Origin of the sequence: Paraburkholderia haematera (assembly GCF_905220975.1) — a bacterium.
GTDB classification, from domain to species: Bacteria; Pseudomonadota; Gammaproteobacteria; order Burkholderiales; family Burkholderiaceae; genus Paraburkholderia; species Paraburkholderia haematera.
Genome location: NZ_CAJNBK010000005.1, coordinates 353,737 through 376,501, shown reverse-complemented (window position 1 = coordinate 376,501; position 22,765 = coordinate 353,737). Strand labels below are relative to the sequence as shown.

20 protein-coding genes are annotated in these 22,765 nt (G+C 60.6%); 10 read left to right on the top strand and 10 right to left on the bottom strand.

The genetic code is table 11. The features are described 5' to 3' along the window. Positions 1-152 precede the first annotated feature (152 nt). The 6 genes from KHO23_RS13165 to KHO23_RS13140 form a co-directional block, all read right to left on the bottom strand. Positions 153-860 carry a dienelactone hydrolase family protein gene (locus tag KHO23_RS13165; RefSeq protein WP_211611652.1) on the bottom strand — a complete coding sequence of 236 codons (708 nt, stop codon included), beginning with the start codon at positions 858-860 and terminating at the stop codon, positions 153-155. 868 nt (positions 861-1,728) lie between these two features. Next, a complete protein-coding gene (locus tag KHO23_RS13160) occupies positions 1,729-3,306 on the bottom strand; it encodes an amidase (protein WP_211611651.1) in 1,578 nt (525 codons plus the stop codon). 151 nt (positions 3,307-3,457) lie between these two features. After that, positions 3,458-3,757 (bottom strand): LysR substrate-binding domain-containing protein, encoded by a 300-nt coding sequence (locus tag KHO23_RS35410; protein ID WP_268963890.1) that lies wholly within the window; start codon positions 3,755-3,757, stop codon positions 3,458-3,460. After that, the gene (locus KHO23_RS35655; protein WP_211611649.1) at positions 3,754-4,119 is read right to left on the bottom strand and encodes a LysR substrate-binding domain-containing protein; all 366 of its coding nucleotides are present in this window, start codon (positions 4,117-4,119) and stop codon (positions 3,754-3,756) included. The genes KHO23_RS35410 and KHO23_RS35655 overlap by 4 nt, the downstream gene beginning before the upstream one ends. A gap of 85 nt (positions 4,120-4,204) precedes the next feature. Then, positions 4,205-5,446 carry an NAD(P)/FAD-dependent oxidoreductase gene (locus KHO23_RS13145; protein ID WP_211611648.1) on the bottom strand — a complete coding sequence of 414 codons (1,242 nt, stop codon included), beginning with the start codon at positions 5,444-5,446 and terminating at the stop codon, positions 4,205-4,207. Positions 5,447-5,585: 139 nt separating this feature from the next. Then, positions 5,586-6,374: an ABC transporter substrate-binding protein gene (locus tag KHO23_RS13140; protein ID WP_211611647.1), complete on the bottom strand. Its 789-nt coding sequence runs from the start codon at positions 6,372-6,374 to the stop codon at positions 5,586-5,588. A gap of 240 nt (positions 6,375-6,614) precedes the next feature. Between KHO23_RS13140 and KHO23_RS13135 the strand changes: the two genes are divergently transcribed. Continuing rightward, a complete protein-coding gene (locus KHO23_RS13135) occupies positions 6,615-7,586 on the top strand; it encodes an ornithine cyclodeaminase family protein (RefSeq protein WP_211611646.1) in 972 nt (323 codons plus the stop codon). Positions 7,587-7,655: 69 nt separating this feature from the next. Next, a complete protein-coding gene (locus KHO23_RS13130) occupies positions 7,656-8,300 on the top strand; it encodes a helix-turn-helix transcriptional regulator (protein WP_211611645.1) in 645 nt (214 codons plus the stop codon). 160 nt (positions 8,301-8,460) lie between these two features. Here the strand turns inward: KHO23_RS13130 and KHO23_RS13125 are convergent, their stop codons facing one another. After that, entirely contained in the window at positions 8,461-10,182 is a 1,722-nt protein-coding gene (locus KHO23_RS13125) for a glycoside hydrolase family protein (protein WP_236066822.1), read from the bottom strand. Between the two features lie 65 nt (positions 10,183-10,247). Between KHO23_RS13125 and KHO23_RS35050 the strand changes: the two genes are divergently transcribed. Beyond that, positions 10,248-10,454: a hypothetical protein gene (locus KHO23_RS35050; RefSeq protein WP_236066821.1), complete on the top strand. Its 207-nt coding sequence runs from the start codon at positions 10,248-10,250 to the stop codon at positions 10,452-10,454. A 1,252-nt stretch (positions 10,455-11,706) separates the two neighbouring features. On the opposite strand, the gene KHO23_RS13120 is transcribed toward KHO23_RS35050, so the two are convergent. Next, a complete protein-coding gene (locus KHO23_RS13120) occupies positions 11,707-13,632 on the bottom strand; it encodes an NHL repeat-containing protein (RefSeq protein WP_211611643.1) in 1,926 nt (641 codons plus the stop codon). 200 nt (positions 13,633-13,832) lie between these two features. After that, positions 13,833-14,714 (bottom strand): LysR family transcriptional regulator, encoded by an 882-nt coding sequence (locus KHO23_RS13115; protein WP_211611642.1) that lies wholly within the window; start codon positions 14,712-14,714, stop codon positions 13,833-13,835. 115 nt (positions 14,715-14,829) lie between these two features. On the opposite strand from KHO23_RS13115, the gene KHO23_RS13110 reads away from it, so the two are divergent. Further along, entirely contained in the window at positions 14,830-15,711 is an 882-nt protein-coding gene (locus tag KHO23_RS13110; RefSeq protein WP_211611641.1) for an NmrA/HSCARG family protein, read from the top strand. Between the two features lie 145 nt (positions 15,712-15,856). Here KHO23_RS13110 and KHO23_RS35555 read toward each other — a convergent pair whose 3' ends face one another. Beyond that, positions 15,857-16,135, bottom strand: a complete 279-nt coding sequence (locus KHO23_RS35555) for a hypothetical protein (protein WP_328821967.1) — start codon at positions 16,133-16,135, stop codon at positions 15,857-15,859. A 446-nt stretch (positions 16,136-16,581) separates the two neighbouring features. Here KHO23_RS35555 and KHO23_RS13100 point away from each other — a divergent pair, with 446 nt between their 5' ends. From KHO23_RS13100 to KHO23_RS13075, 6 genes are all read left to right on the top strand, one after another. Continuing rightward, positions 16,582-17,487, top strand: a complete 906-nt coding sequence (locus KHO23_RS13100; RefSeq protein ID WP_211611639.1) for a LysR family transcriptional regulator — start codon at positions 16,582-16,584, stop codon at positions 17,485-17,487. A 133-nt stretch (positions 17,488-17,620) separates the two neighbouring features. Next, positions 17,621-18,811: a CaiB/BaiF CoA transferase family protein gene (locus tag KHO23_RS13095; RefSeq protein ID WP_211611638.1), complete on the top strand. Its 1,191-nt coding sequence runs from the start codon at positions 17,621-17,623 to the stop codon at positions 18,809-18,811. A 13-nt stretch (positions 18,812-18,824) separates the two neighbouring features. After that, positions 18,825-19,790 carry a hydroxymethylglutaryl-CoA lyase gene (locus KHO23_RS13090; protein ID WP_211611637.1) on the top strand — a complete coding sequence of 322 codons (966 nt, stop codon included), beginning with the start codon at positions 18,825-18,827 and terminating at the stop codon, positions 19,788-19,790. Between the two features lies 1 nt (position 19,791). Next, positions 19,792-20,178, top strand: coding sequence for a VOC family protein (locus KHO23_RS13085; protein WP_211611636.1), 387 nt, complete (start codon positions 19,792-19,794; stop codon positions 20,176-20,178). Positions 20,179-20,301: 123 nt separating this feature from the next. Continuing rightward, the gene (locus KHO23_RS13080) at positions 20,302-21,249 is read left to right on the top strand and encodes a D-2-hydroxyacid dehydrogenase (protein WP_211611635.1); all 948 of its coding nucleotides are present in this window, start codon (positions 20,302-20,304) and stop codon (positions 21,247-21,249) included. A gap of 32 nt (positions 21,250-21,281) precedes the next feature. Continuing rightward, complete coding sequence (locus KHO23_RS13075) at positions 21,282-22,739, top strand: MFS transporter (protein ID WP_236066820.1); 1,458 nt, start codon at positions 21,282-21,284, stop codon at positions 22,737-22,739. Positions 22,740-22,765: the final 26 nt, after the last annotated feature.

Below are 22,765 nucleotides of genomic sequence, written 5' to 3'. Positions count from 1 at the left end.
TGGCGCGCCGCCAGCCCAATCTTTCACGCGGGTTCCCATGCGCCGGCGCCATGCCACCCGGCGACGCAGCGACGGCCGGCTGACCGGCTGACCGGCTGACAGGCTTCGTCGCCGCAAGCGTTCACCTTGCAGCGAGGGTTCACGCCGCCCCGTTACTTCCAGAGCGTGCGACCGAAGAACGTCAGCGTGCGATCCCAGGCCTGCTGCGACCACACCGGATCGAACTGGGTCCCCGCAATACGGCCCGGCCCGACTGCTGTTTCGTTCGCGAACGCATGGCGCGCAAGATAGCGATGAAACTCGACCTCGACATTGGCGGCGGTGAGCTTCGCCTCCAAAGCGTCCACCGTTTCTGCCGGGAAAAAATCGTCTTGCGTCGCCCAGTGACCGAGAACCGGAACTTTGATTTTCGATGCGTCAATGTACTCGAGCGGAGGGAAGCCGTACCACACCACGCCCGCCGACACTTCAGGAATATTGCATAGCGCGAGCAAGGTGAGCGCGCCCCCCATGCAATAGCCGGTCACTCCAACGTTCTCCGCATGCTGCTTCAGATACTGGACGGCGCCACGCACATCCTGAGTGGCCGCGTCGCCGAAATCGAGCCCGCTCATCAGATGGTGTGCCTCTTCTTCTTCCACGGTCGTTTTGCCACGGTAGAGATCGGGCACCAGCGCCAGATAGCCAGCTTGCGCGAGCCGGTCCGCCACGCCGCGGATCTGGTCATTCAAACCCCACCATTCCTGAATCACGACGATGGCAGGCGCGCCCTCTGGCTTGTGCGGCCTCGCCAGGTAACCCTGGACATCCTTGCCGTCAGGGCGGCTAAACGAGATCATCGATCCTGTAGTCCGTTTCATCAGTTGCTCCTCGAGGTAGGCGAAGCCGCTAGCATAGCGCCAGTGCGGCAGACTCTGCCGAACTCAAGTTTTGCCTCAGACCGGTCGATATCCCGAATGCTCGTTTCAAGAATCCATCAGAAAACCGGATCAACTATAATTCTGAATTAATTCACTATACGAACATCGCATTACATTAGGACTTAAAAAATTCAACTAAGGAAATCCCTACATCACAGTCAGGATTTCCTTACTGTGAATTCGGTGACACCCGACCGACAAATTTTTTTGACGTCTTTATGCTTAGCAGATGCTTTTAGTTTATGATCTCACCCCAGCGAAGTAGGCGAGCTAAAAATAACCCAGTTCTGTGAAACGCTGCAGCCACAGAGTTAATTTTTAGTGTACGGCAAAAATGCCCGCCTCCCGCAACATACACGCGTAAAATTGACTGATTACCGTCTCTCAGGTTCTGGCATGCAATCCTCGGACGCCAGAGTCTTTTCAGCCGACACAATGTGTCGGCTTTTTTTTGCCGATTGCTTGCAGAAACAGAACTTTCACCCGATTGATTTTCAAAGACATTAATTCAATAGAAAAATTAGATCTTCCGCAAACCTTTGGGAGATTAAATTGGTTTCCGACAAGCACCGCTATATGAGCTGGATGGCAGGCACCACCACAACCCACAAACCGTCGTGTCGAAATCGAGAGAAAGGGATCGGTTAATCTTTCTGAATAAGATATCGGCCATCTATTTGTATGAACAATAGGCTGATGGCGGTTAAGGCGAAGCTTGATGCGTCTCCCAGTGCTTGCGGCTGTAGATCAGTAGCAGACATATTCAAAGCACTAGCCGTACGTTGACCGACCTATCGCTGCGGTCTGCTCAATCGCGGACCGCTGGTGGCACATCGGTACGCGTCAGAAATTGCGGCTCCCTGCGCCACTGGGTCGCCTGCTCGAACGCATACCCCAATGCCAGTAAGCGCGCCTCGCTCCAGGCGGGCCCGACAAACGACAACCCGACCGGCAAACCACGCACTTGCCCGGCCGGCACCGTCAGGTGTGGATAGCCGGCCACTGCGGCAGGTGTTGAAAAGCCGCCATTATTGCTGTCGCCGTTGATGAAATCGGTCAGCCACGCGGTCCCGCCAGTCGGCGCGACGATTGCATCCAGACCATGCTGACGGAGCACGCGGTCCAATCCTTCGTCGCGAGATTGCGTGCGGCAGGTTGCCAGCGCACGCTTATACGCATCGCTCTCGAGATCGCCCAGGGCTTCGGCCTGAACGAAGAGTTCCTGGCCGAAGTATGGTTGCTCGAGATCGCGATGCGCGTGATTGAAAGCCACCACATCGGCGAGATTGCGAACTGAAGCATGCGGCGCGAACGTGTCGAGCCACAAGGGCAGATCGTGTTTGAATTCATACAGCAATACGGAGAGCTCCTCCTTGTCGTAACTGACTCGCGGCAAGTCGACCGGATCAATCACCTCTGCCCCGAGTAGCCGTAGTTGCGCGATCGCCAGTTCGATCTGCTGATCGACTTCATCGTGGCCCGTGAAAAACTCGCGCGCGACGCCGATCCGGGCACCCTTCAACGCGTCCTTGTCCAACGCTTGCACATAGTCGCCCGGCGCGGGTGCTGCCGACGTTTGCGGGTCACGCGGGTCCATTCCGGCAAGCGCCGAAAGCAGCAGCGCCGCGTCGCGGACCGATCGGGTAATCGGGCCGGGGGTGTCCTGCGTGTGTGAAATCGGAATGATGCCGTCACGACTGATCCGCCCGACGGTTGGCTTGAGACCGACCACGCCGCAGATGGAAGCAGGAGACACAATCGACCCGTCTGTTTCCGTACCGATCGCCATGGCAGCCAACCCCGCGGCGACGGCAGCCGCGGAGCCGGAGCTCGATCCGCTCGTATTCCGGTCCAGCGCATAGGGATTGCGCGTCAGACCGCCACGTGCGCTCCAGCCGCTAGTGGAGCGCGTGGAGCGGATGTTCGCCCATTCGCTCAAATTCGTCTTGCCGATGATGACCGCGCCCGCCTCACGCAAGCGGCGCACGAGGTCGGCATCACGGGTTGCACGAACACCGTCGAGGGCAAGCGAACCTGCCGTTGTTGCCATCCTGTCGCCGGTCGCAATGTTGTCCTTGATGACGACGGGCACGCCATGCAAGGGGCCGCGACGATTGCCGCTACTGCGCTCGCCGTCCATCGCTGCTGCGATCCGCATGGCATCGGGATTCAGCTCGATCATGCTGCACAACCGCGGGCCACGCCGGTCGATCGCTTCGATACGGCCTAGATAGTGACGCGTTGCCTGGGTAGCGCTCATCGCGCCGTCCGGCGCGAACGGACGATGTTCGACAGGTGCCGCTGCCGGCGAAGTGGCGCCGGCACCTTTTGACAAAACTCCGGCGGCTAACAAGCCGAATGATTCGAAGAATCTGCGTCGTTGCATGGAGAGGTTTGAATTGACGTTTGTCGTAGCGCAGCGCGAATCGTGAGGCGTTGGCCGGGCGGCTCAAAACTGAGCGAGATTATCTCGCCAAAATTCCTTGAAACGTTCCCGCGCCGACCTTTCAAACCACCCGCGGCGATCATCAGATCGCCTACTCGATTCGCGCCGGGAAATCGCGCATGAAATCGACAAAGCGTCGAACTTTCGCGGGAACGTGTGCCGCATCCGGAAACACCGCGTAGACCCCTTGTTGCGGCAGCGAATAGTCCGGCACGAGCTGTATCAAGCGCCGCTCACGCAGGTCGTCTGCGACAAGCCAGTCGGGAAGGATTGCAGCACCGCATCCTGCGAGTACCAGGGTCTGCACGGCGACCGCGGTATCCGCCTCGAGCGCCCCTTTGAAATGGGGTGTTTGCGTCGTCTTGCCGGTTCGCGACTCGGTCCATGTCAGCGGTGCGGTGACCCGGCATGTCCCACCCAGTCGAGTCCCGCCAGGTCGCGTGGCGTGACGACGGTCTCTCGTGTTGCAAGGTACGCTGGGGTCGCCACGGGCACTGCACAGAAGCGTTGAATCGGCACCGCGCGCAAAGTCGAATCACGCAGAACACCAAGACGAACGGCAAGATCGAATCGCTCAGCGATAAGGTCGGCGTGATGTTGCGATGTCGAATATTCGATCCTCAACGCCGGGGGCGCCCTGCTGAATTCGGCAATCGCGGAAACGACATAACGTAGGCCACATTCCGCCGTCGACGTCACGCGCAAAGTTCCAGTCAGCGCATCCTGTCCGGCTCGAGCTTGCTGAACCGCCACATCTGCCTCGCCGATTAGCCGAACGCAGTCGCGATGAAAGCGCTCCCCGACCTCGGTCAGGCCTACACAGCGGTTATGCGGTTTCTTACCGGAACCGCTCAGCACGGAACGGATGAGGGTCGGTGAAAGGCGCGGCGCCCGTCATCATTTCCGCCAGCAGCCGGCCCGTCACGGGACCGAGCGTCAATCCGTGATGATTGTGGCCGAACGCGAACCAGAGTCCTCGATGGCGAGGCGCGCGCCCAATGACGGGCCGCATGTCCGGCGTACAAGGACGCAACCCGAGCCATGGCGCGTTGTCCAACCGGCGGCCCAACCCGAATACTGGCCGGGCGATGCGTTCCGCGCGCGCGAGTTGAATGCCCGTTGGCGGAGCATCGCGCCGGGCGATTTCAACGCCTGTCGTCAAGCGCAAGCGGCCTTCCATCGGCGCCACGACGTACCCTCGCTCCGAGTCGACAAACGGTACCGAGAGCATCGCCTGCGTGGCCTCGTAGTGCATGTGATAGCCGCGCTTCGCGCGCAGCGGTATGCGATATCCGAGTGGCGCAAAAACCTTGTCGGACCACGGGCCGAGCGCTACGACCACCTCTTTGGCACTGATCCCGCCTTGCGACGTCTGCACGGTCCATGCGTCGCCTTCGAGACGTACGGTGGTCGCCTCGCCGGTCAGAACCGTGCCGCCGCCGTCCTCGAACAGTCGCGCATAGCCCTTCGTCAGCGCCCCCGGATTGGAAATACTTTTCGGGTCCAGCCAATGCAAGGCGCCACAAAAGCCCGCTCCCAAGCCAGGTTCGCGCGCCTGAAGTCGCACGGCGTCGAGCGGCGCCACGCGCAAGCCATATTGACTCGCTGCGACTTCGGCGGCTGCCACCTGCCGTTCGAATTCCGTTCGCGTGCGAAAGGCCTCGATCCAGCCACCGTCGTGTGCGAGCCTTTCGAGACCCGCACGCGCGATCAGCACGTCGTGCTCGGCGACGCTTTCACGGATCAACGGCAGCATGTCGCGCGCGGCCGCCTCGAGCCGTTCCGGAGACGACGCCCACCAGAACCGCGCGAGCCATGTGGCGAAAGACGGCAACGCCTTGTAGTCCCAGTACAGGTCGGTCGACCGATTGCGCATGTAGCGCAGCAGCGTACCGAGATCGCGTGGAAAGCCGTAAGGGACCACCGACGAGCGCTCGATCAGGCCTGCATTGCCGAAACTGGTTTCCTCACCGGGGCCGCGCCGATCGACGAGGGCCACACGGCGTCCGCGATCCTGCAGATGCAGCGCCGACGACACGCCGACGATCCCGGCGCCCAGCACGATCACATCGAAATCCATAAGCTCGCTCGAATGCCCTTATCCGGCCCATGATGGACTCACGAGCCTGCATTCGACAACGCGCGCCCGAGTCCGGAAAAACTCGCTACATGGTCTGAACGCCCGGTGCAATTCCGCTTGCACCGGGTGCATGACCGCCTTACTTCGAGATGATGTCGCGCTTGAAATACTTCTGCGAAAGATTGCTGAGCGTCCCGTCCTTCTTCAAAGCGTCGAGCGCGGCATCGATCTTTCCGGCCAGTGCCTTATCGCCCTTGCGCATGCCAAAGCCGGTCCCTTCGCCAAGCGTTGCCGGATCACTGAGCGGCTGGCCGACGATCGCATAGTCGTGGCCGGACGGTTTGTTCAGGAATCCATCCTCAACAGTCTGCGCTTCCTGGACGGCCGCATCCAGGCGTCCAGCGACGAGGTCGGCATACACCTGATCCTGGTCCTGATACGAGACGACCGAAACACCGGCGTTCGCCCAGTGCAGCTTGAGGAAATCTTCCTGCGACGACCCTTGCAGAACGCCGACGCGTTTGCCCTGCAGCTTCTTCACATCCGGCAGCAATGGGGAGCCACGCTTTGCCACCATCACGATCGGCACCACGTAGATCGGCGGCGTGAAATCGATGGACTGTTTGCGCTTGTCCGTGATGTTCATCGCGGAATTGATCACATCGAATTTGCGCGCCTGCAACGCGGGAATCAATCCGTCGAACGAGTTCTCCACCCACTCGCACTTCACGCCCATCTTTGCGCAAACCGCGTTGCCGACGTCAACGTCGAATCCCTGCAATTGCCCTGTCGGCGACTTGCTCTCGAACGGCGGATACGCTGCCTCGATACCGAAACGCACGGTGTTTTGAGTCTCTGCGCTGACGGTGCCGACCGACCCGATCAACGCAGCAGCGACGAAAAGTGAGAGTGAAAGCTTCAGAGGCATGATGGTTCCCAGGGTAGTTAAAGGGGCGCGAATTCAGGGCACGGACGGTCGCTAACGGCGCAACCTCGAGAAGCCGCATGAGATGCAGGAGACCGGCCTCTCACACTCGCTCTGGAACCACAGTCTATTCTGGACACTCGCAAATGCAAGCAATTTTCAAAAATAAAAGTCCAGACTGGACTTTTTGACTTTAGAATTGGGCTGACGCCGCAAGCCGGCAACGATCTGGAGAGCAGACCCATGAGCAGCACAGACACAGTATCCCCGTTGATCGTCCAGCAGGACGCGGTGCGTCAAGCACTGCCCCATCTCGATGTGCGCGGTGCGCTGACACGCATGTTTCGCGCGCTGGCGAACGACGCCGCGGTGCAACCGCCTCAAACGCTCACCCCGTTTCCGCAAGGGGCCGGCGATTTCATTACGTATCTCGGGGTCATGGCAAACGCCAAGGTATTCGGGGCCAAGTTGTCGCCTTACATCGTGACTGAATCGAGCCCGGTCATTACGGCGTGGACCGCACTGATGTCGATGGAAACGGGGCAGCCTTTGATGTGGTGCGACGCGGGTCTGCTCACCATCGAGCGCACCGCCGGCGCGACCGCATTGGCGGTGGATCATCTTGCGGCACCCGACGCGCGTCGGCTCGCCATCGTCGGCGCGGGCGCGGTGGGACAGGCTCATTTGCGCCACCTCGCAGCGCTGCGGCCATGGGACTCGATCAACGTGTTCTCACGCGAGCTTGCGGGGAACGCGGCGCTCCACGCCGCGATCAGCGCCCTCGACGATCGCGTGCGGGTTTGCCACAAGCTCGAAGACTGCGTGCGCGATGCCGGTGTGGTGGCGTTGTGCACGTCCTCAGGCACGCCGGTACTGTCGGAAGACATGCTGACAAAGCCGGCGCTCATTACGTCGATCAGCACGAACGTCGCGAATGCTCACGAAATTCCGCCCTCCTGGCTTCGCGACATGGATGTCTATTGCGACTACCGGAAAACCACGCCCGCCAGCGCGGGGGAGATGAAATTGGCAGCACAGTTGCACGACTGGTCGCCGCAAAGCGTGCTCGGCGATCTGCCTGAACTGGTGTCCGGCATTGCCAGAAAACCCTCCGGGCAACAGCACGCTTTCTTTCGCTCCATTGGACTCGGACTTGAAGACGTGGCGATCGCCAACGAACTATTCAGGCACATAGCCGGGCGGTGCAACGATTAAGATACGGTTTCGCAGCACCGTGGCGCAACACGTTGCTGCCTTTCCGACAACCGGCATTTCACCTTCCCTATGCGAAAGACTAAGACGACGGCCGCACGCAGGCTTCTTCTGGATCGATACGGCCGTGTCGCCGACGGTATCGCACTGCTCTTTTTTCCCTACGTTGAAATCGTCATTCATGACCTGCAAAGCCAGACCGTTGCTTACATAGCAAACAATCTGTCCAAGCGCGAACTGGGCGACGAATCGGCACTCGAAGAAATCGACCATTCGGTGGAGTCAGGCACGATCGGACCGTACGAAAAAATCAACTGGGACGGCCGGCGGATGCGCTGTGTCAGCACGGTACTCTTTGACGACGCGAGCGTGGCCGTTGGTGTGATGTGCGTGAACTACAACATTGCGGTCTTCGAAGACATGAAACATGTCATCGACCGCGTGATCTCCGGCGCCGGCGTGGTCAAGCAGCCTGAGGAACTGTTCAAGGACGACTGGCAAGAACGGATCAACACGTTTCTCCATTCATGGCTTCAGGAGCGTCAGCTGGCGCTCAACTCACTGACCCGCGACCATCGTCGCGAACTGGTCGAAGCCCTTTGGGCCGAAGGCGCGTTCAAGGGGAAGAGTGCCGCAAACTATGTGGCAAACGTGCTGGGAATGGGGCGCGCGACCGTGTATCAGCACATTAGAGATCTGCGGGACACGGCGGCCTGAGAAGGCGCGGATGGAGGCTGCAGGGTTTTGATTGTGGCGTCGACGCCGTCGCGCCGCCCGGTCGTTGCATGTGCAACGAGCCGTGTGACCAGCTCCTGGCCGGAACGGGTTGATCGACGCGCCACCATCCTCACCAGCGGCGCGTCGATACGGCTCAGCCTTATTGGCCCGTATACCCGACCGGAACAGTCGCATTGGTTTTGGCAACCGTCGCGTTGTTCGAGACGATGTATTGCGGCACCTCAGTGAGGGTCAGCGTGACTTTGCCGTTGGTATAGGCAAGCGTGCTGGTATTGCCGTAACCATCGATCTTCGTCACATTGCCCGACGTACCGGCGCTGTCGACCTGAAGCGAATAGCTCGTCGAGTAGGTCTGGCTATAAAGACCGCTGCTTGCAGGCCATTGCGCATTATTGTGCGCCCATGCAGCAGTCACCACCTTGCCATTGCCGAGTTGCTGGAACGCATACGCAAAGGTTCCGGACGGCGTACCCGTGACCCGGCCCAATGTATTCGTGCCGTCCAGCGCACGCGTCATGGTGGCGAAGGCCATTGCTTCGGGCTTCGGCGAGAGGTTCGACGCACCGAACGCACCTTGTGCGTCGTTCAGATCGAAGAACGAGCCGTATCCCACTTCGCCCGGATAGTCAGGACCATAGAACAGCGTCGTCAACTGAGCGCCACCGCCAAGCACAATGATGTGCGAGCGCACGCCAACCGCGGCATGAGCAAACAACTGGTTCTGCGACGGCACCGTGGGGCCGTAGTTGAGACCCGGATCGTAGCTCGTGCCGGCTTCGGTGAAGAACAGCTTCATGTTCGGCTTGCCTGCCTGCATCACTGAACGCAACTGCGTCATCTGATTGTCGAGCGCGTTTGCCTGATTCGCCGGATCCGGATCCGAGTCCTGCAATTCGGGCGGATGAGCTGGGAACGTGCCGGCATTCCAGTAGCCATGCGTTGAGACAGCGTCAATATAATTCCACAGGCCCAACGCACCGAACTTCTGCAAGTAACCGGTTGTGCAGGTGTCGCAATTCGCAGGGAACGGGTTGCCGGTACCCATCACGACAGCATTCGGATCGGTCGAGTGAATGCCCTGATAAGCGGCCTTATACATGGCGACGAAGTTCGCGTCGCTATCCGCCCAGCCGAGACTCGGCTCCCACGTCACCTGATAGTAGTTCTTTTGCTGGTTCGGGTAGTTCGCCGCGCGGATCAGGCTCGTATCGGTACCGACCTTGGCCATGAAGCTCTGGAACTCAGGCATGTTCGACGGTGCATAGTAGCTGTCGTTGAATTGGCCTGTTTTCGAATCCCATGCAGGCAGTCCGTCAAGACGCACGATGCGCATCTGGTCAGGATTGGCTTTATAGAACGGATCGAGATCGTTCACGTTCGGCGTGTACGTGTTGGGGCCATTGGGTTCCATGGCCGACACCTCGCGGTCGTCGATGGTCCACGAGATGCCCAGATCATGCAGCGCGGCGATGTTGCCGTTGAAACCCTGCATGCCGAAACGGTGCTGATCCTGACGCGCGTACGTGACGGTGCCCAGCACCGGCGTCAGGTTCGGCAACACGCCGAACGTCGCGATCCCCACCGGACGCGTTCCGGTGTTCGGCAACGTGCCGCCGTTCGAGCGCAGCGTCGCGGTAAGTGCGCCATAGCCCGACCACGTCGACGTGCAAGGAATCGAGTTGGTTTGCACGCCGGCGCTCACCGCAAAACTGCCCTGCGTCTTGATCGCGCCATTCGAGTCTGCTACGGACCAGACAACCGTATCCGCGCTCGGTGCGTTCGTCGTAATCACCAGCTTGAACGGTGCGTTGTTCTGGAAAATGCGCAAGCCGTCGGCGGTGGGGGTGTCGGCGCTGATCACTCCGTTTGCGGTTCCGCCAGCCGTGTGCGTGGGCGTGGCGCACGAGAGAGTCGAGCTGCCCGGCGATGGAGTTGGCGTCGGCGTTGGCGTCGGAGTTGGCGTCGGAGTCGGTGTCGGCGTCGGCGTCGGCGTTGGCGTTGGCGTTGGCGTTGGCGTTGGCGTTGGCGTTGGCGTTGGCGTTGGCGTTGGCGTCGGCGTCGGCGTCGGCGTCGGCGTCGGCGTCGGCGTCGGCGTCGGCGTCGGTTTCGGCGTCGGCGTCGGCGTCGGGCTAGCGGCGACCGCTCTCACCCAGCATGATTTGCCATAGCCGAACGCGGGATCTTCCTGCGAAACCGCGCCGACATAGCATCCGACGCCGTTGCTAAAGGTAGCGGGGGCCGTCAGCATAACCGACGGCGAATTGGGCGGGACCGCACCAAACACCACCGAGCCTGTTCCGAGGAAACTGCAGTTGCCGTTCTCTTGTCCGCACAACTTGTATTGCAGCCCTGCGACGGTGATGGTGCTCGTTGCAGCCTGCGCGTTTTCTGCGCCAAACCACGCAAAGACAGTTGCTGCCGCAACGCCTAGAAGTTTGAAATTTCTCGTCATTGTCAGTATGTATCGCTAAAGAGCAGGTTATCCCCGAGGATTCAGCAAGATCGATCTAAGCCGTCCCGCTTTGGCGTTCTTTGAGTACAGAGAGAGTTGACGCGGCGAACGCGACGATTGCGTTCATTGCTGATGAAGCTGGCGCTTCCGATGTGCCGATATCCGTTGGCAGACACCGCGAGGCATTTGAACCCACACTGAGCGCTACCAGGCGACAGCGCGCCCAACATTTCGATCTGTCGTCGATCAACAGATCGCTATTACGTAATCCTTACTACTAACAAAAAATTGCGTGATGAAGTTCTATCAATGATCTATCGCGAACCCGGCTGCCTCGGTTTTTGCCGAGGAAAATCCAGAATATGGCGGGCGCATTCTGAACTCGAAACTAATTAGGTTTCGAGCCCAATTACCGCAATGCGATGCCTGTTAAATCGGTGACAGGTAGCGTTAAAGTCGCTCGACTCATTCGCGACCCGTACATGAGAGAGACGCTGATCCAGCGCCACGGAAACATCGGCCCACGCAAGCTTTACTTGCTCGACGCGGTTTCCGGTGCGTGCCCGGCATTACTTACAGCCAGTTTTTTGGCAGACGAATTATAAACGTTTCATCTGTGCAAAGTGACCGCGACCCTGGATGATAAGTAGTAGTTCAAAGAATCTTCCTGGAAACACTCCCGACGATTTTCCAAAGGAGGGGAAACGGAAAATCTCTGCCTCACGAGGGCGCGGAAAACGCAAATCTTTGGCTTCCGCTGAAGGAAAATAAATCAGTCTACGCAAAGAATGGTGCAGCTCTTTTTATATTATTAATATCAATGCCTGCGCACCGCAGATGCGTAAGCATCGAGAACCAGGCGACGCGAATTCAACGAAGCTGGAACTCGCACCGCACGTGCTTTCATCTGATCATAGCCACAAAGAAAACCGGTCAGGGCGTCCAGCGATAAACAATCATGCTGGAACCGTTGTAGTTATCTTTCGTAATCACGTACTCGCCGGCCGATCTAAGGTATGCCCTGAGGCCATACATCGAATCCACGTCGTTGCCCACGTCCACCGTACCCGCACTCGAGTTGATCAGCGTCGTATCGAGATTACCCGTAGTGAGATTGAAGGCGTCGATGTTGGGCACCGTATGCACGTAGCCGACAAAAAGATAATTCCCGGCGGCCGTGATCGACTTGGGATTGACGCTGGTGAGGTTGATCACCGGATTGGGCTTTGTGGTGTTGCCCGCGCTCCAGCCGTGATACACCTCGATCCTCGATTGCATCGCCGTCCAGTCCCAGCTCCCGGCGATGCCTTGCGCGAGAATCATGGTGTCGCTCTCCGGCAGATAGATGATGCGTGTCAATGGCCGGATGCTCTGCGGAATGGAGATGGCGATGCCCGGCCCCCACGTCGGCTTGCCTTCGCCATCGAAACTCGTCAGCGGGTAGTGGTAGATGTGATTCGTCCTATCCAGGCCGGCCCACACGTCTCCCCTGCTGTCGATGCAAAATCCGCCGGTGACCTGCCGGGTCGTATTGAATGCGGGGCCTGGAATCGACGCGTCCGGGATGGCGATGTAGCCGCTCGCCGCGTTGAAATGAAAGAAATAAAAGATGCCGGGATTCTGGCCCGACGCAACAAGAATCCGGTTTCCGCCGACGCTGACGAGTTGACCGAAATGCTCGTCGCGCTGAGTATCGTTCATGTTGAGGCGTGGATCGGACGGATAGCTGAACGGGTCGATGGTGTTCGCGACGAAGGTGCCGCCAGCCGTGCCGGTGTATATGTGGGCGCCGCCATAGAAGTAGGCTCCGTCCGTCACCGGGTCAGGCGCCGCGACCGCCTCGAAGTTGAGGGACTGGAGCTTCCATTGCAGGTTGCCGCCACTGTCGTAGGCGTGAATGTCGGTGCCGCCGTTGCGACCGAGGTCCCAGCCCCCGCCCCATGGGTTGTTGAGCACATACAGGTTGCCTGCTGCGTCTTTGCCGATACCGGCAACACGCGTGAAGCGCTTGTCGCCAACCTGGCCTTTGATACCGGTGGTGGTGTCGAGATAGCCGCCCTGAATGCCGAACGTACCGACCAGAGTCGGCGCACCCGAGACGTTGTAGAGCTTGACATTCATGTCGGGACCTTGATCGCCCACCATGAGCTGTCCTGACGATGTATCAAAGTACAGCGCCGATGGCCGCGAGGCCGCGGACATCTGGATAGTGTTCAGCGGTGCCCCGGCCGGACTGAATTCCACGACCGCGGCCGCGCCTTGCTGTGCTACCCACAGATTTCCCGCGCCATCCAAAGCAAGTGCACCGGGACCCGATACGTTGATGTCCTGCTGCCACACGCCGTCTGTCGTGAAGACGCGAACGCGATTGCCCGGAAAATCGCTCGCATAGAGGAGTGAACCGGTTGTTGCGAGTCCGGTGACGACGTCGGCCCGCTTGACGGCGGTCGAGGCGCTCACGGGAATGAGGAGATCGCGTTTCTGGGTCGTGCGGTTGTACCGTCCCACTGACCCGCTGCCGTACGCGGAGCTGTACTGCAACGCGGCGAAAATCGACGTGGCATTCCCCGTAATGGCGCTACCCTGAAATTCGCTGTTGATGCCAATTGAACCGAGGCTTTTGCCGTTCTGGTAGATCGCGACGCCCCCCTCGTTTTCATCCCACAGCGAAGACGTATAGATCACGCCTTCGGGCGCGACCCATATTGAGCGCGCGGTGTTGCCCACGTGCGTGGCAAGCGTTCCGAACGTGTTCGCCAGCCAGTCAGTGGTGTATTGCGCCTGACACGCTGGCGCAATCACCATGATCGCGGTGATCACCGCGCCAAGCAGCGCGGCACGGATTCGTTTTTTAACCATGAACAATGCTCTCCTGACAGTTGTCCCTCGATAACTTAAATCGCCGAAAATTATCGAGTGAAACGTGGGAAATTCAGCAGGCATATTTATGCCGGCCATTCGCGAGTTCGCGAGTATCGCTCAAGTTATCGCCATTGCGTGTCGTGCGTGTTTCCGGGCAGCAGGTTTCCGCGCACTTGCCCTGTTCAAGGAGCCGCCCCTCAGAACTTGAGCGTGTCCGGTTTCAGCATATCCATGAACGCGCGGACCTTGGCACTCAGCAAACGGCGCGAACTATAAAGCGCCCAGATTTCCACGGGCGAACCCGCTTCCGCTCCCCAGCAAACAAGCCGTCCTGCCTGCACATCCTGCTCGACCAGCAAGCGAGGCAGGAGAGCCACGCCCACGCCTTGCAACACCGCCTCGCGCACCATCAACAGCGATGACATCCGCAGCACCGGCGTCGGCACGATGACGCTCACACCGCCGTCTTCCGTTCGCACGTTCCAGTGGATACCAGGGGGCGCCCCGACCGACATGACCGCCGGTACCTGAAACGCATCGACTTCGCTTGCGGGTATCGACGGTATTGACAGGGTTGGCGACGCAACCACGAGACGTTCATCACCCAGAATGCGCCGCCCGACGAGTTGCTCGTCATGCGGTGGATCGACACGGATCACCAGGTCGTAGCCGTCCTCCACCGGGTCCGCAACACGGTCTTCCGCAATGATTTCGAGCTCAACCTGCGGATAGGCCTGCGCAAAGCGCGCAGCGATCCGGCACAGCAGGACATGCGCGAAAACGACCGGCGCGCTGATGCGCAAGCGCCCACGCGGCACCGGCGCGCGCGACGCGACCGCCTCGCCCGCCTCCTGAATCTCCGTCATGAGCCCCCGCGTGCGTTCGTGGAGTGCAAGACCTTCCTCGGTCAGACGCAGTCTGCGTGCGCCCCGCTCGATCAGCCGCACGCCGAGGTCTTCTTCCAGTTCGGCCACACGACGCGACAGTGTGGCCTTGGGACGGTCGAGCGCGCGACTGGCCGGCCCGAAGCCGCCGTGCAAGGCGACGGCATTGAAATCTGCCAGTGATGTCAAATCCATGATCGTTCCATATTCGAGACGAGGTGTCTGAATTTTGGCACTTTCGGCCATCCAATGGAACGACTATTGTTCGTCTCACGGACTCACCGAGTCCATTCAACCCCAGGAGATCGTCATGGCAATCCTCGTAACTGGCAGCACAGGTGTGATCGGCAAGCAGGTTCTCAACCATCTGAACGGCAGCGGCGCCGAAGTGCGGGCATTGACCCGCTCACCGGAAAAGGCCCAATTCCCGGATGGCGTCACCGCAGTCAAGGGCGACCTGGCTGACATCGATGCCGTGCGGCGCGCAATGAACGGCGTCAGCACGTTGTTCCTGCTGGCCCCCAACGCAGCGGACGAACTGACGCAGGCTTTGCAGACGCTCAGCGTCGCGCGGGAAGCCGGCGTGAAGGGCATGGTCTATCTGTCGGTTTTCAAGGGCGCGGAATACGTCGACGTGCCGCACTTCACCGGCAAGCACACGGTCGAACGCATGATCGAGCACGACGACCTGCCGGCGACGGTGCTGCGCCCTGCCTATTTCATCCAGAACGATGTCAGGCAGAAAGACCCGCTCCTGACCCACGGCGTCTACGGCATGCCGATTGGCGGCAAGGGTATTTCCATGGTCGATGTCCGCGATATCGGCGACGCCGCGGCACGCGAACTCCTGCGCCGCGAGCGCGCCGCCAACCCGTTGCCGCGCGAAACGTACGAACTCGTCGGTCCCGATGCGCTGACATCGGACACTATCGCCGCGATCTGGGCCGAGGCACTGGGACGTCCGATTCGCTACGGGGGCGACGATCTCGACATCCTCGAACAGCGTCTTAAGGCGGTCGCGCCGGGATGGCTCGCCTACGACATGCGCCTGATGATGCGCCGGTATCAACAGGACGGCGCCGTCGCTTCGAAAGCCGAAGTCGATCGGCTGGCAGCGCTGCTCGGGCGGCAGCCAAGATCCTACCGGGACTTCGCGGCTGCCACGGCTGCGGCGTGGGCGAATGCTAGTTGATCAGGATGACTGACAGGCGCTATTGATGAACTCGCGTGCGAAGCACTGGCGGGGCTGACAAGTCCCGCCCGCGTGCTCACACGCGTTCAGTCGTGCCCCGAGTGATCGCCGGGAATCCGGCAACGGCGGCGGCGCCGCGCGGGCCTCAATGCCCGCCGCAAAAAACGGCGGTGAGAAAAAAAGGAACGACTTCGCGAATGGCCGCATCGCTGCCTGCCCGCCGAACGCTCGCCTCGACCGAAGCGGCGGAGGCGGTCACCACCACGCCGTACGTCGAGGAACTAGCCGGTTGACCGCTGCCTTGTTTGAAGATGGGATCGTTTTGCTGATATCCGAAGACCGCATAGACATGAAAGCCGAATGCCGTCAGGCTGCTGCCGCGCGCGGGACGAAATGCGTTGACCGAGTTCGCTTCAATGCGCATTGGTTTTGAATCGATCGACTGTTCGTCCAGAAGCGGAGCAATGAAATCATGCGGGTTCGACTGGCAGTTCAGTTGTGTGTCGAGCGCATAGGCATTACACACGGCTGACGACAATCCCACACCCAGCGAAGCGAGGGTGGACAGCACGCGGAGAACGGACGGTTTCATCGTAGTAGCGCGATCGCTCTGCTGGTTTGCCCGAGAGGCTCGAGGACCTGGTGCAACAGAGCGTTGAGACTTCAGAATCGTATGGTTGGTTCAGCGAGTCTGTGCGGTGACGCTCAGATCGGTCGAAGCCGGCGAACGGCGCGCGGTAGCCCGTACAGCGTCGATCTCGCGGCCGGTGGCGCCCCTCTCCCTGCTATGCTTCTTACGAAGTCAGTCCGCCATGTCAGGATCCAACGCTCAGGGCGATCGCCTTCCCGCGCGCTAAACGAAACACACCCATGACCCGCTCCTCACATTACGACCTGCAATCACTGCGCGTTTTCATTGTCGTGGCAGAACTCGGCAGCCTGACAAAAGCGGCCGAGCGCACCTGCCTGACATTGTCGGCGGTCAGCAAGCGCATGGCGGACCTGGAACGCAGCATCGATTGCACGCTGATGCTGCGGCAGCCGCGCGGCATCGAGTTGACGGCCGCCGGCAAGGGGCTGCTCGCGCACGCAAGGCAAGTCGTCGATCGCGTGAACCGCATGGCCAACGAGATGAGCGACTACGCCGCCGGCGTGCGTGGACACGTACGGGTCTGGGCCAACACGTCAGCGATCATCCAGTTCTTGCCGCACGATGTGCAGGCCTTTCTCGCCGACAATCCGAGCGTGAAGATATCGCTGGAAGAGCGCTTCAGCGACGCTATCGTCGCGGCGATCCGCAGCGGCGACGCCGACATCGGCATCTTTGCGGACAACGTGCTGGCGCCGGATATCGACAAGGCCGCGTACCGTCAGGACAAGCTCGTACTGCTGGTACCGAAGGGCCATCCGCTCGCGTCCCTCAAGGAAGTCGCTTTCGCCGATACGCTCGACTTCGAGTACGTCGGCCTGACCGAAGGCAGTTCACTGCTCGCGCGGCTGCTCGATGCTGCCTTCAATGCGGACCGGGCGCTCAAACTGCGCATCCAGGTGAGCAGCTTCGATGGCATCTGCCGGATGATCGAGCACGGGCTCGGCATCGGCATATTGCCCGAGGGCGCCGTACGCTCCGACATTCTCGCGGCTGGCCTGCGCGCCATTGAACTCACCGACGCCTGGGCGCATCGCACCTTGCGGATCGGCACACTGTCGCGCGATACGCTGTCGCCCGACGCGCTGCGCCTGTTCGATTTCATGTCCGGCCGCACAGACGGTTAAGCCCGGTTAAGCCCGGTTAAGTTCGCCAACCCTTTCCAGAATGGAAAGGGTCATTGAGAATCGATTGATTTTCAGCAGGCGTGGGTTGTCGCAAAGTGAGCGTCAAGAGAACGACGTTTGCAAGGAGACAACCATGACGAAGCCGCTGGAAGGCGTTCGCGTGCTCGAAATGGGCCAGCTCATCGCGGGTCCCTTCGCTGGAAAAATGCTCGCCGAGTTCGGCGCCCATGTCATCAAGATCGAACCGCCCGGCACCGGCGACCCGCTGCGCAAATGGCGCCTGCTGCATGAGGGCACGTCTGTCTGGTGGGCGGCGCAATCGCGCAACAAGGAATCCGTCACGCTCGATCTTCGCTCGCCCGAAGGCCAGGACGTGGCTCGCCAACTGGTCGCGCAAAGCGACGTGCTGATCGAAAACTTTCGCCCCGGCACACTCGAAAAATGGGGCCTCGGCTGGGATGAACTGCATGCCTTGAATCCTGGCCTCGTGATGCTGCGCGTGTCCGGCTATGGGCAAAGCGGCCCCTACCGCGACCGTCCCGGCTTCGGCGTCATCGGCGAAGCGATGGGCGGCTTGCGGCATCTGAGCGGCGAGTCCGGCCGCACGCCCGTGCGCGTGGGCATATCCATCGGCGACTCCCTCTCCGCCCTGCACGGCGTCATCGGCATCCTGCTCGCGTTGCGCCATCGCGACCAGAACGGCGGGGCCGGCCAGATGATCGACGTCGCGCTCTACGAATCGGTCTTCAACATGATGGAAAGCCTGCTGCCCGAGTACTCGGCGTTCGGCACCGTGCGCGAACCGGCGGGTAGCAGCCTGCCTGGGATCGCGCCGTCCAACGCGTACCGCTGCAGCGACGGCAAATACGCGCTGATCGCCGGCAATGGCGACAGCATCTTCCGGCGTCTGATGGAACTGATCGGCCGTCAGGATCTGGCCGACGATCCCGCACTCGCTCAAAACGATGGCCGCGTAAAGAACGTCGAGCGGCTGGATGCCGCAATCGCCGACTGGACCAACCGCCGCACGCTCGACGACGTGCTCGCCGCCCTCAATGAAGCACGCATTCCCGCCGGAAAAATCTACGACGTCGCCGACATTGCAAGCGACCCGCATTACCACGCACGCGACATGATCCTCGACGCCCAGTTGCCCGATGGCACGCCGGTGCAAGTGCCGGGCATCGTGCCGAAGCTGAGCGCGACGCCGGGCGAGGTGAACACGCGTGCGCCCACGCTCGGCCAGCACACCGACAAGGTGCTGGACAACCTCGGCATCGGCACGGCGACGCGCGACGCGTGGCGCGAACGCGGCATCATCTGAACAGGAGCACGGCATGAGCAACAAGCGTCTATATATCCAGGAAGTCGCCACCCGCGACGGCTTTCAGAACGAGGCCCGGTTCGTCGACACCGAAGCCAAGATCGAACTGATCGATCGTCTGAGCGCGTGCGGTTACGCCAAGATCGAAGTGACCTCATTCACCTCGCCGAAGGCGATTCCCGCATTGCGCGACGCCGAAGCCGTGATGCATCGGATCGCGCGACGTGAAGGTGTTGTCTACACCGTGCTCGTTCCGAATCTGCGCGGCGCCGAACGCGCGCTATCGTGCGGTGTCGATGAAGTCAATCTCGTGATGTCGGTCAGCGAGAGTCACAACCGCGCGAACTTACGCATGAGTCGCGAGCAGTCGTTCGCCCAGTTGCGCGACGTGATCGGCGTGGTCAAACAAACGAAGGTGGCGATTAACGTGTCGCTGTCCACGGCGATGGGCTGCCCGATGGAGGGCGACATCGAGCAGGCCGAAGTGCTGGACTGGATGCAGCGCTTCGCCGACCTCGGCGTGCATGGCGTGACGTTGTGCGATACCACTGGCATGGCCTACCCATCGCAGGTTGGCGCGCTGTGCGCTGCCGCGCGCGAGCGTTTCGCCGCGCTCGAACTCACACTGCATTTTCATAACACGCGCGGCATGGCGCTCGCCAACACGCTCGCCGCGCTGCAAGCCGGCATCGACCGTTTCGACGCGTCGCTCGGCGGTCTCGGCGGGTGTCCCTACGCGCCAGGCGCCACGGGTAACGTCTGCACCGAGGAACTGGTGCACATGCTCGAACTCGACGGCTACGACACCGGCGTGGATCTCGCTGCCGTGCTGTCCGCCTCCGCCCTGCTTCCTCAACTGATCGGCCACGACGTGCCGAGCCAACTGCTCAAGGCCGGACGGCGCCTCGACCTGCATTCGATGCCTTGCGCCACGGCTGACGGCCTGCCGGAACAACGTGCATTTTCGCAAGGAGCATGACATGGCGCTCATCGACCACCTCGATCATCTCGTACTCACCTGCGTCGACTTCGCTGCAACGAAGCGGTTCTATACCGAGGTCATGCAAATGCAACTCGAGACGTTTGGCGAAGGACGTATCGCATTTCGCTTCGGCAATCAGAAGATCAACGTCCACGTGCGTGGCGCCGAATTCGAGCCGAAGGCCCACGTTCCCGTACCGGGCGCGCTCGATCTGTGCTTCATCGTCACTGTGCCGCTCGACGACGTGATTGCCCATCTCGCCCGCTGCCAATGGCCGATCGTCGAAGGCCCGGTTGCGCGCACCGGCGCCACGCAGAAGATTCGTTCCGTGTACGTGCGAGATCCCGATCTGAATCTGATCGAGATATCCGAACTGATGGAGTGACGCAATGACACTCCGCTCTCCACAATCACAATCACAATCACACTCCGCCGATTTTCACGTGCCGTTCTTCGGCAACCGGAACAGCGTGCCTTTGCGGCCCACGCGGCGCCAGGCGGAGGTTCGATGAACATCGTCCTGCTCGACAGCGGCACGCTGCCCACACCGCTCACCGCGCCGGGCTGGGCGAGCGACTGGTCCGCGCGCCCAACTACGCGCGCCGCCGACGTGGTCCATGCGCTCGAAGATGCCGCCATTGCGATCACGAACAAAGTGCCGATCCGCGCGGCCGATCTGGACCGTCTGCCGAAACTTCGCTTTGTCTGTGTCGCCGCGACGGGCTTCGACTGCATCGATATCGACGCATGTCGCGAGTCCGGCGTGATCGTGTCCAATGTGCCGGGCTATTCAGACCAAAGCGTGGCCGAATGGGCGCTCGCATCGATCTTTGCTTTGCGGCGCAATCTGTTCGCTTATCGTGACGCCGCTCGCATCGCCTGGCCGGCGTCGCCGTATTTCTGCGTGCACGATGCGCCGATTCTCGACATCGCCGGCTCGACACTCGGCATTGTCGGGCGCGGCGCGATTGGCAATTCGCTCGCGCGGCTGGCCCGCGCGGTCGGCATGAACGTGATATTCGCGGAGCACCGCGGACGGCCGGCGGTTCGCGAAGGCTTCACGCCATTCGACGACGTGACGCGGTCCGCCGATGTTCTCTCGCTCCATTGCCCACTGACGGAAGCGACTCGCAACCTGATCGACGCACCCACGCTTCGCGCCATGAAACGCGGCGCGCTACTCGTGAACAGCGCCCGCGGCGGTCTTGTCGATTCGGCGGCGCTGGTCGAAGCGCTCGCGACCGGCCATCTTGGCGGCGCCGCGCTCGACGTACTCCCTCAGGAACCACCGGATCCGCATGAGCCCTTGCTCACGTGCGCGCATCCCAATCTGATCGTCACGCCGCACATCAGTTGGGCGGCGACGAATGCCGCGAACCGGCTCAATGCCGGCATCGAAGCCAACCTCGCCGCGTTCCATGCGGGCGCGCCGATCAACGTGGTGAACGGCGCATAAGCCGCCCCAAATACAAAGCAACGGAGACAAGCATGACCATCAGTAATCTCGGTGCGAGCGAATCTGCGACCGCCCATCCGCGCATTGTTTCATCCGAACCAGGCGCAACCGACGATACACGCGCCCTTCATGCTGACGCCACCACGTTGGGCGGCTGGATGGACAACATGCCGGCCGGTTCGCTACATCGATTTGTGGTGTGGGTTATCGGCATTGGATTGTTCTTCGACATGTTCGAAATTTTCCTTGTCAGCTCAATCGGTACGGCACTTCAGGGAGAATACGGTATCGATCGACACAGCACGGACTTCAAGTTGCTGTTGGCCTCGGCGTTTATCGGCATGTTCTTCGGTGCATTTTTTCTGGGCAGCATGGCTGACCGAATCGGCCGGCGCAAGGCTTTCTTATTCAATCTGATCTGGTACAGCGGCTTTTCGCTCATCGGCGCGTTCTCGGTCAACGCCGAGATGCTGGTGATCTGCCGCTTTCTCACGGGCATTGGCGTAGGTGCAATCTATCCCGTTGCCGATAGCTTCCTGTCCGAGATTCTGCCCAAGGAACGTCGCGGACGAATGGCCGCATGGGCCTACACCACGTCGTATGTGGCGGTGCCGCTGGTGGGGTTCCTCGCGCTGTGGCTCAATCCTTGGCACTTTGGCGCCGTGGCTGGCTGGCGCGTTATTCTGGTCATCGGCAGCCTGGGCGCAGTACTGGTTCTGCTTGTGCAACATAAGTTGCCCGAAAGCCCGCGCTGGCTATTGGCGCAGGGTCGCGTCGAGGAGGCTCACGCCATGCTTCGGCGCTTTGCGCAAAGCGCGGGTGTGACGGTGTCGGTCATTTCACCTGAAGCGGGCGCCAAGCGAAATCCGATGACGTTGGGTGAGCGAATTGCGTTGCTGCGTCGGCCGCCCTATAACAAGCGTTATCTGATGTTGACCGTCTTCCATCTGCTTCAGGGATTTGGCTACTACGGGTTTGGCACACTGGCCAGCACGGTGGTGAAAAGCCGTGGCTATGACGTCACTGACGGAACGCTTTTTATGGCTCTGTCATTTCTCGGCTATCCGGTCGGATCCTTGCTTTCGATTCCGCTACTCAACTGGATAGAACGCCGCACGCTGGTTATCGGCGCAATACTGTCAATCGCGGTTTTTGGCTTGGGTTTCGCCTATTCCAACAACTCGACGCTGATCGTTCTCTTTGGCGTGTTGACAACATGTGCATCGAACGTCTTCAGCAACGCGTACCACGTCTACCAGTCCGAGATCTTTCCATCTAGTGTGCGCTCAACGGCTATCGGCAGTACTTACTCGCTGTCCCGCATCGTTAGCGGCATGTTGCCGTTCATATTGCTCCCCGTATTGAACCAGCAAGGAGCGGGCGCCATGTTCGGTATCATCGCGGCGGCGCTTCTAGTCGTGGCTATCACGCTACGGATCCTCGGTCCCCGCACTACACGACGAAGCCAGGATGAAATCAATCCGGGCTAAACCGCTCGTCGTGTTTTGCCTGCGTT

Bases quoted from the DNA above. Each gene is read 5' to 3' on its own strand.
- KHO23_RS13115 (WP_211611642.1), bottom strand. From the start codon at position 14,714: ATGGATTTGACATCACTGGCAGATTTCAATGCCGTCGCCTTGCACGGC.
- KHO23_RS13140 (WP_211611647.1), bottom strand. From the start codon at position 6,374: ATGCCTCTGAAGCTTTCACTCTCACTTTTCGTCGCTGCTGCGTTGATC.
- KHO23_RS13110 (WP_211611641.1), top strand. From the start codon at position 14,830: ATGGCAATCCTCGTAACTGGCAGCACAGGTGTGATCGGCAAGCAGGTT.
- KHO23_RS13120 (WP_211611643.1), bottom strand. From the start codon at position 13,632: ATGGTTAAAAAACGAATCCGTGCCGCGCTGCTTGGCGCGGTGATCACC.
- KHO23_RS13100 (WP_211611639.1), top strand. From the start codon at position 16,582: ATGACCCGCTCCTCACATTACGACCTGCAATCACTGCGCGTTTTCATT.
- KHO23_RS13130 (WP_211611645.1), top strand. From the start codon at position 7,656: ATGCGAAAGACTAAGACGACGGCCGCACGCAGGCTTCTTCTGGATCGA.
- KHO23_RS35050 (WP_236066821.1), top strand. From the start codon at position 10,248: ATGGAGTTGGCGTCGGCGTTGGCGTCGGAGTTGGCGTCGGAGTCGGTG.
- KHO23_RS13080 (WP_211611635.1), top strand. From the start codon at position 20,302: ATGAACATCGTCCTGCTCGACAGCGGCACGCTGCCCACACCGCTCACC.
- KHO23_RS35555 (WP_328821967.1), bottom strand. From the start codon at position 16,135: ATGCGCATTGAAGCGAACTCGGTCAACGCATTTCGTCCCGCGCGCGGC.
- KHO23_RS13090 (WP_211611637.1), top strand. From the start codon at position 18,825: ATGAGCAACAAGCGTCTATATATCCAGGAAGTCGCCACCCGCGACGGC.
- KHO23_RS13165 (WP_211611652.1), bottom strand. From the start codon at position 860: ATGAAACGGACTACAGGATCGATGATCTCGTTTAGCCGCCCTGACGGC.
- KHO23_RS13160 (WP_211611651.1), bottom strand. From the start codon at position 3,306: ATGCAACGACGCAGATTCTTCGAATCATTCGGCTTGTTAGCCGCCGGA.
- KHO23_RS13145 (WP_211611648.1), bottom strand. From the start codon at position 5,446: ATGGATTTCGATGTGATCGTGCTGGGCGCCGGGATCGTCGGCGTGTCG.
- KHO23_RS13075 (WP_236066820.1), top strand. From the start codon at position 21,282: ATGACCATCAGTAATCTCGGTGCGAGCGAATCTGCGACCGCCCATCCG.
- KHO23_RS13135 (WP_211611646.1), top strand. From the start codon at position 6,615: ATGAGCAGCACAGACACAGTATCCCCGTTGATCGTCCAGCAGGACGCG.
- KHO23_RS13085 (WP_211611636.1), top strand. From the start codon at position 19,792: ATGGCGCTCATCGACCACCTCGATCATCTCGTACTCACCTGCGTCGAC.
- KHO23_RS13095 (WP_211611638.1), top strand. From the start codon at position 17,621: ATGACGAAGCCGCTGGAAGGCGTTCGCGTGCTCGAAATGGGCCAGCTC.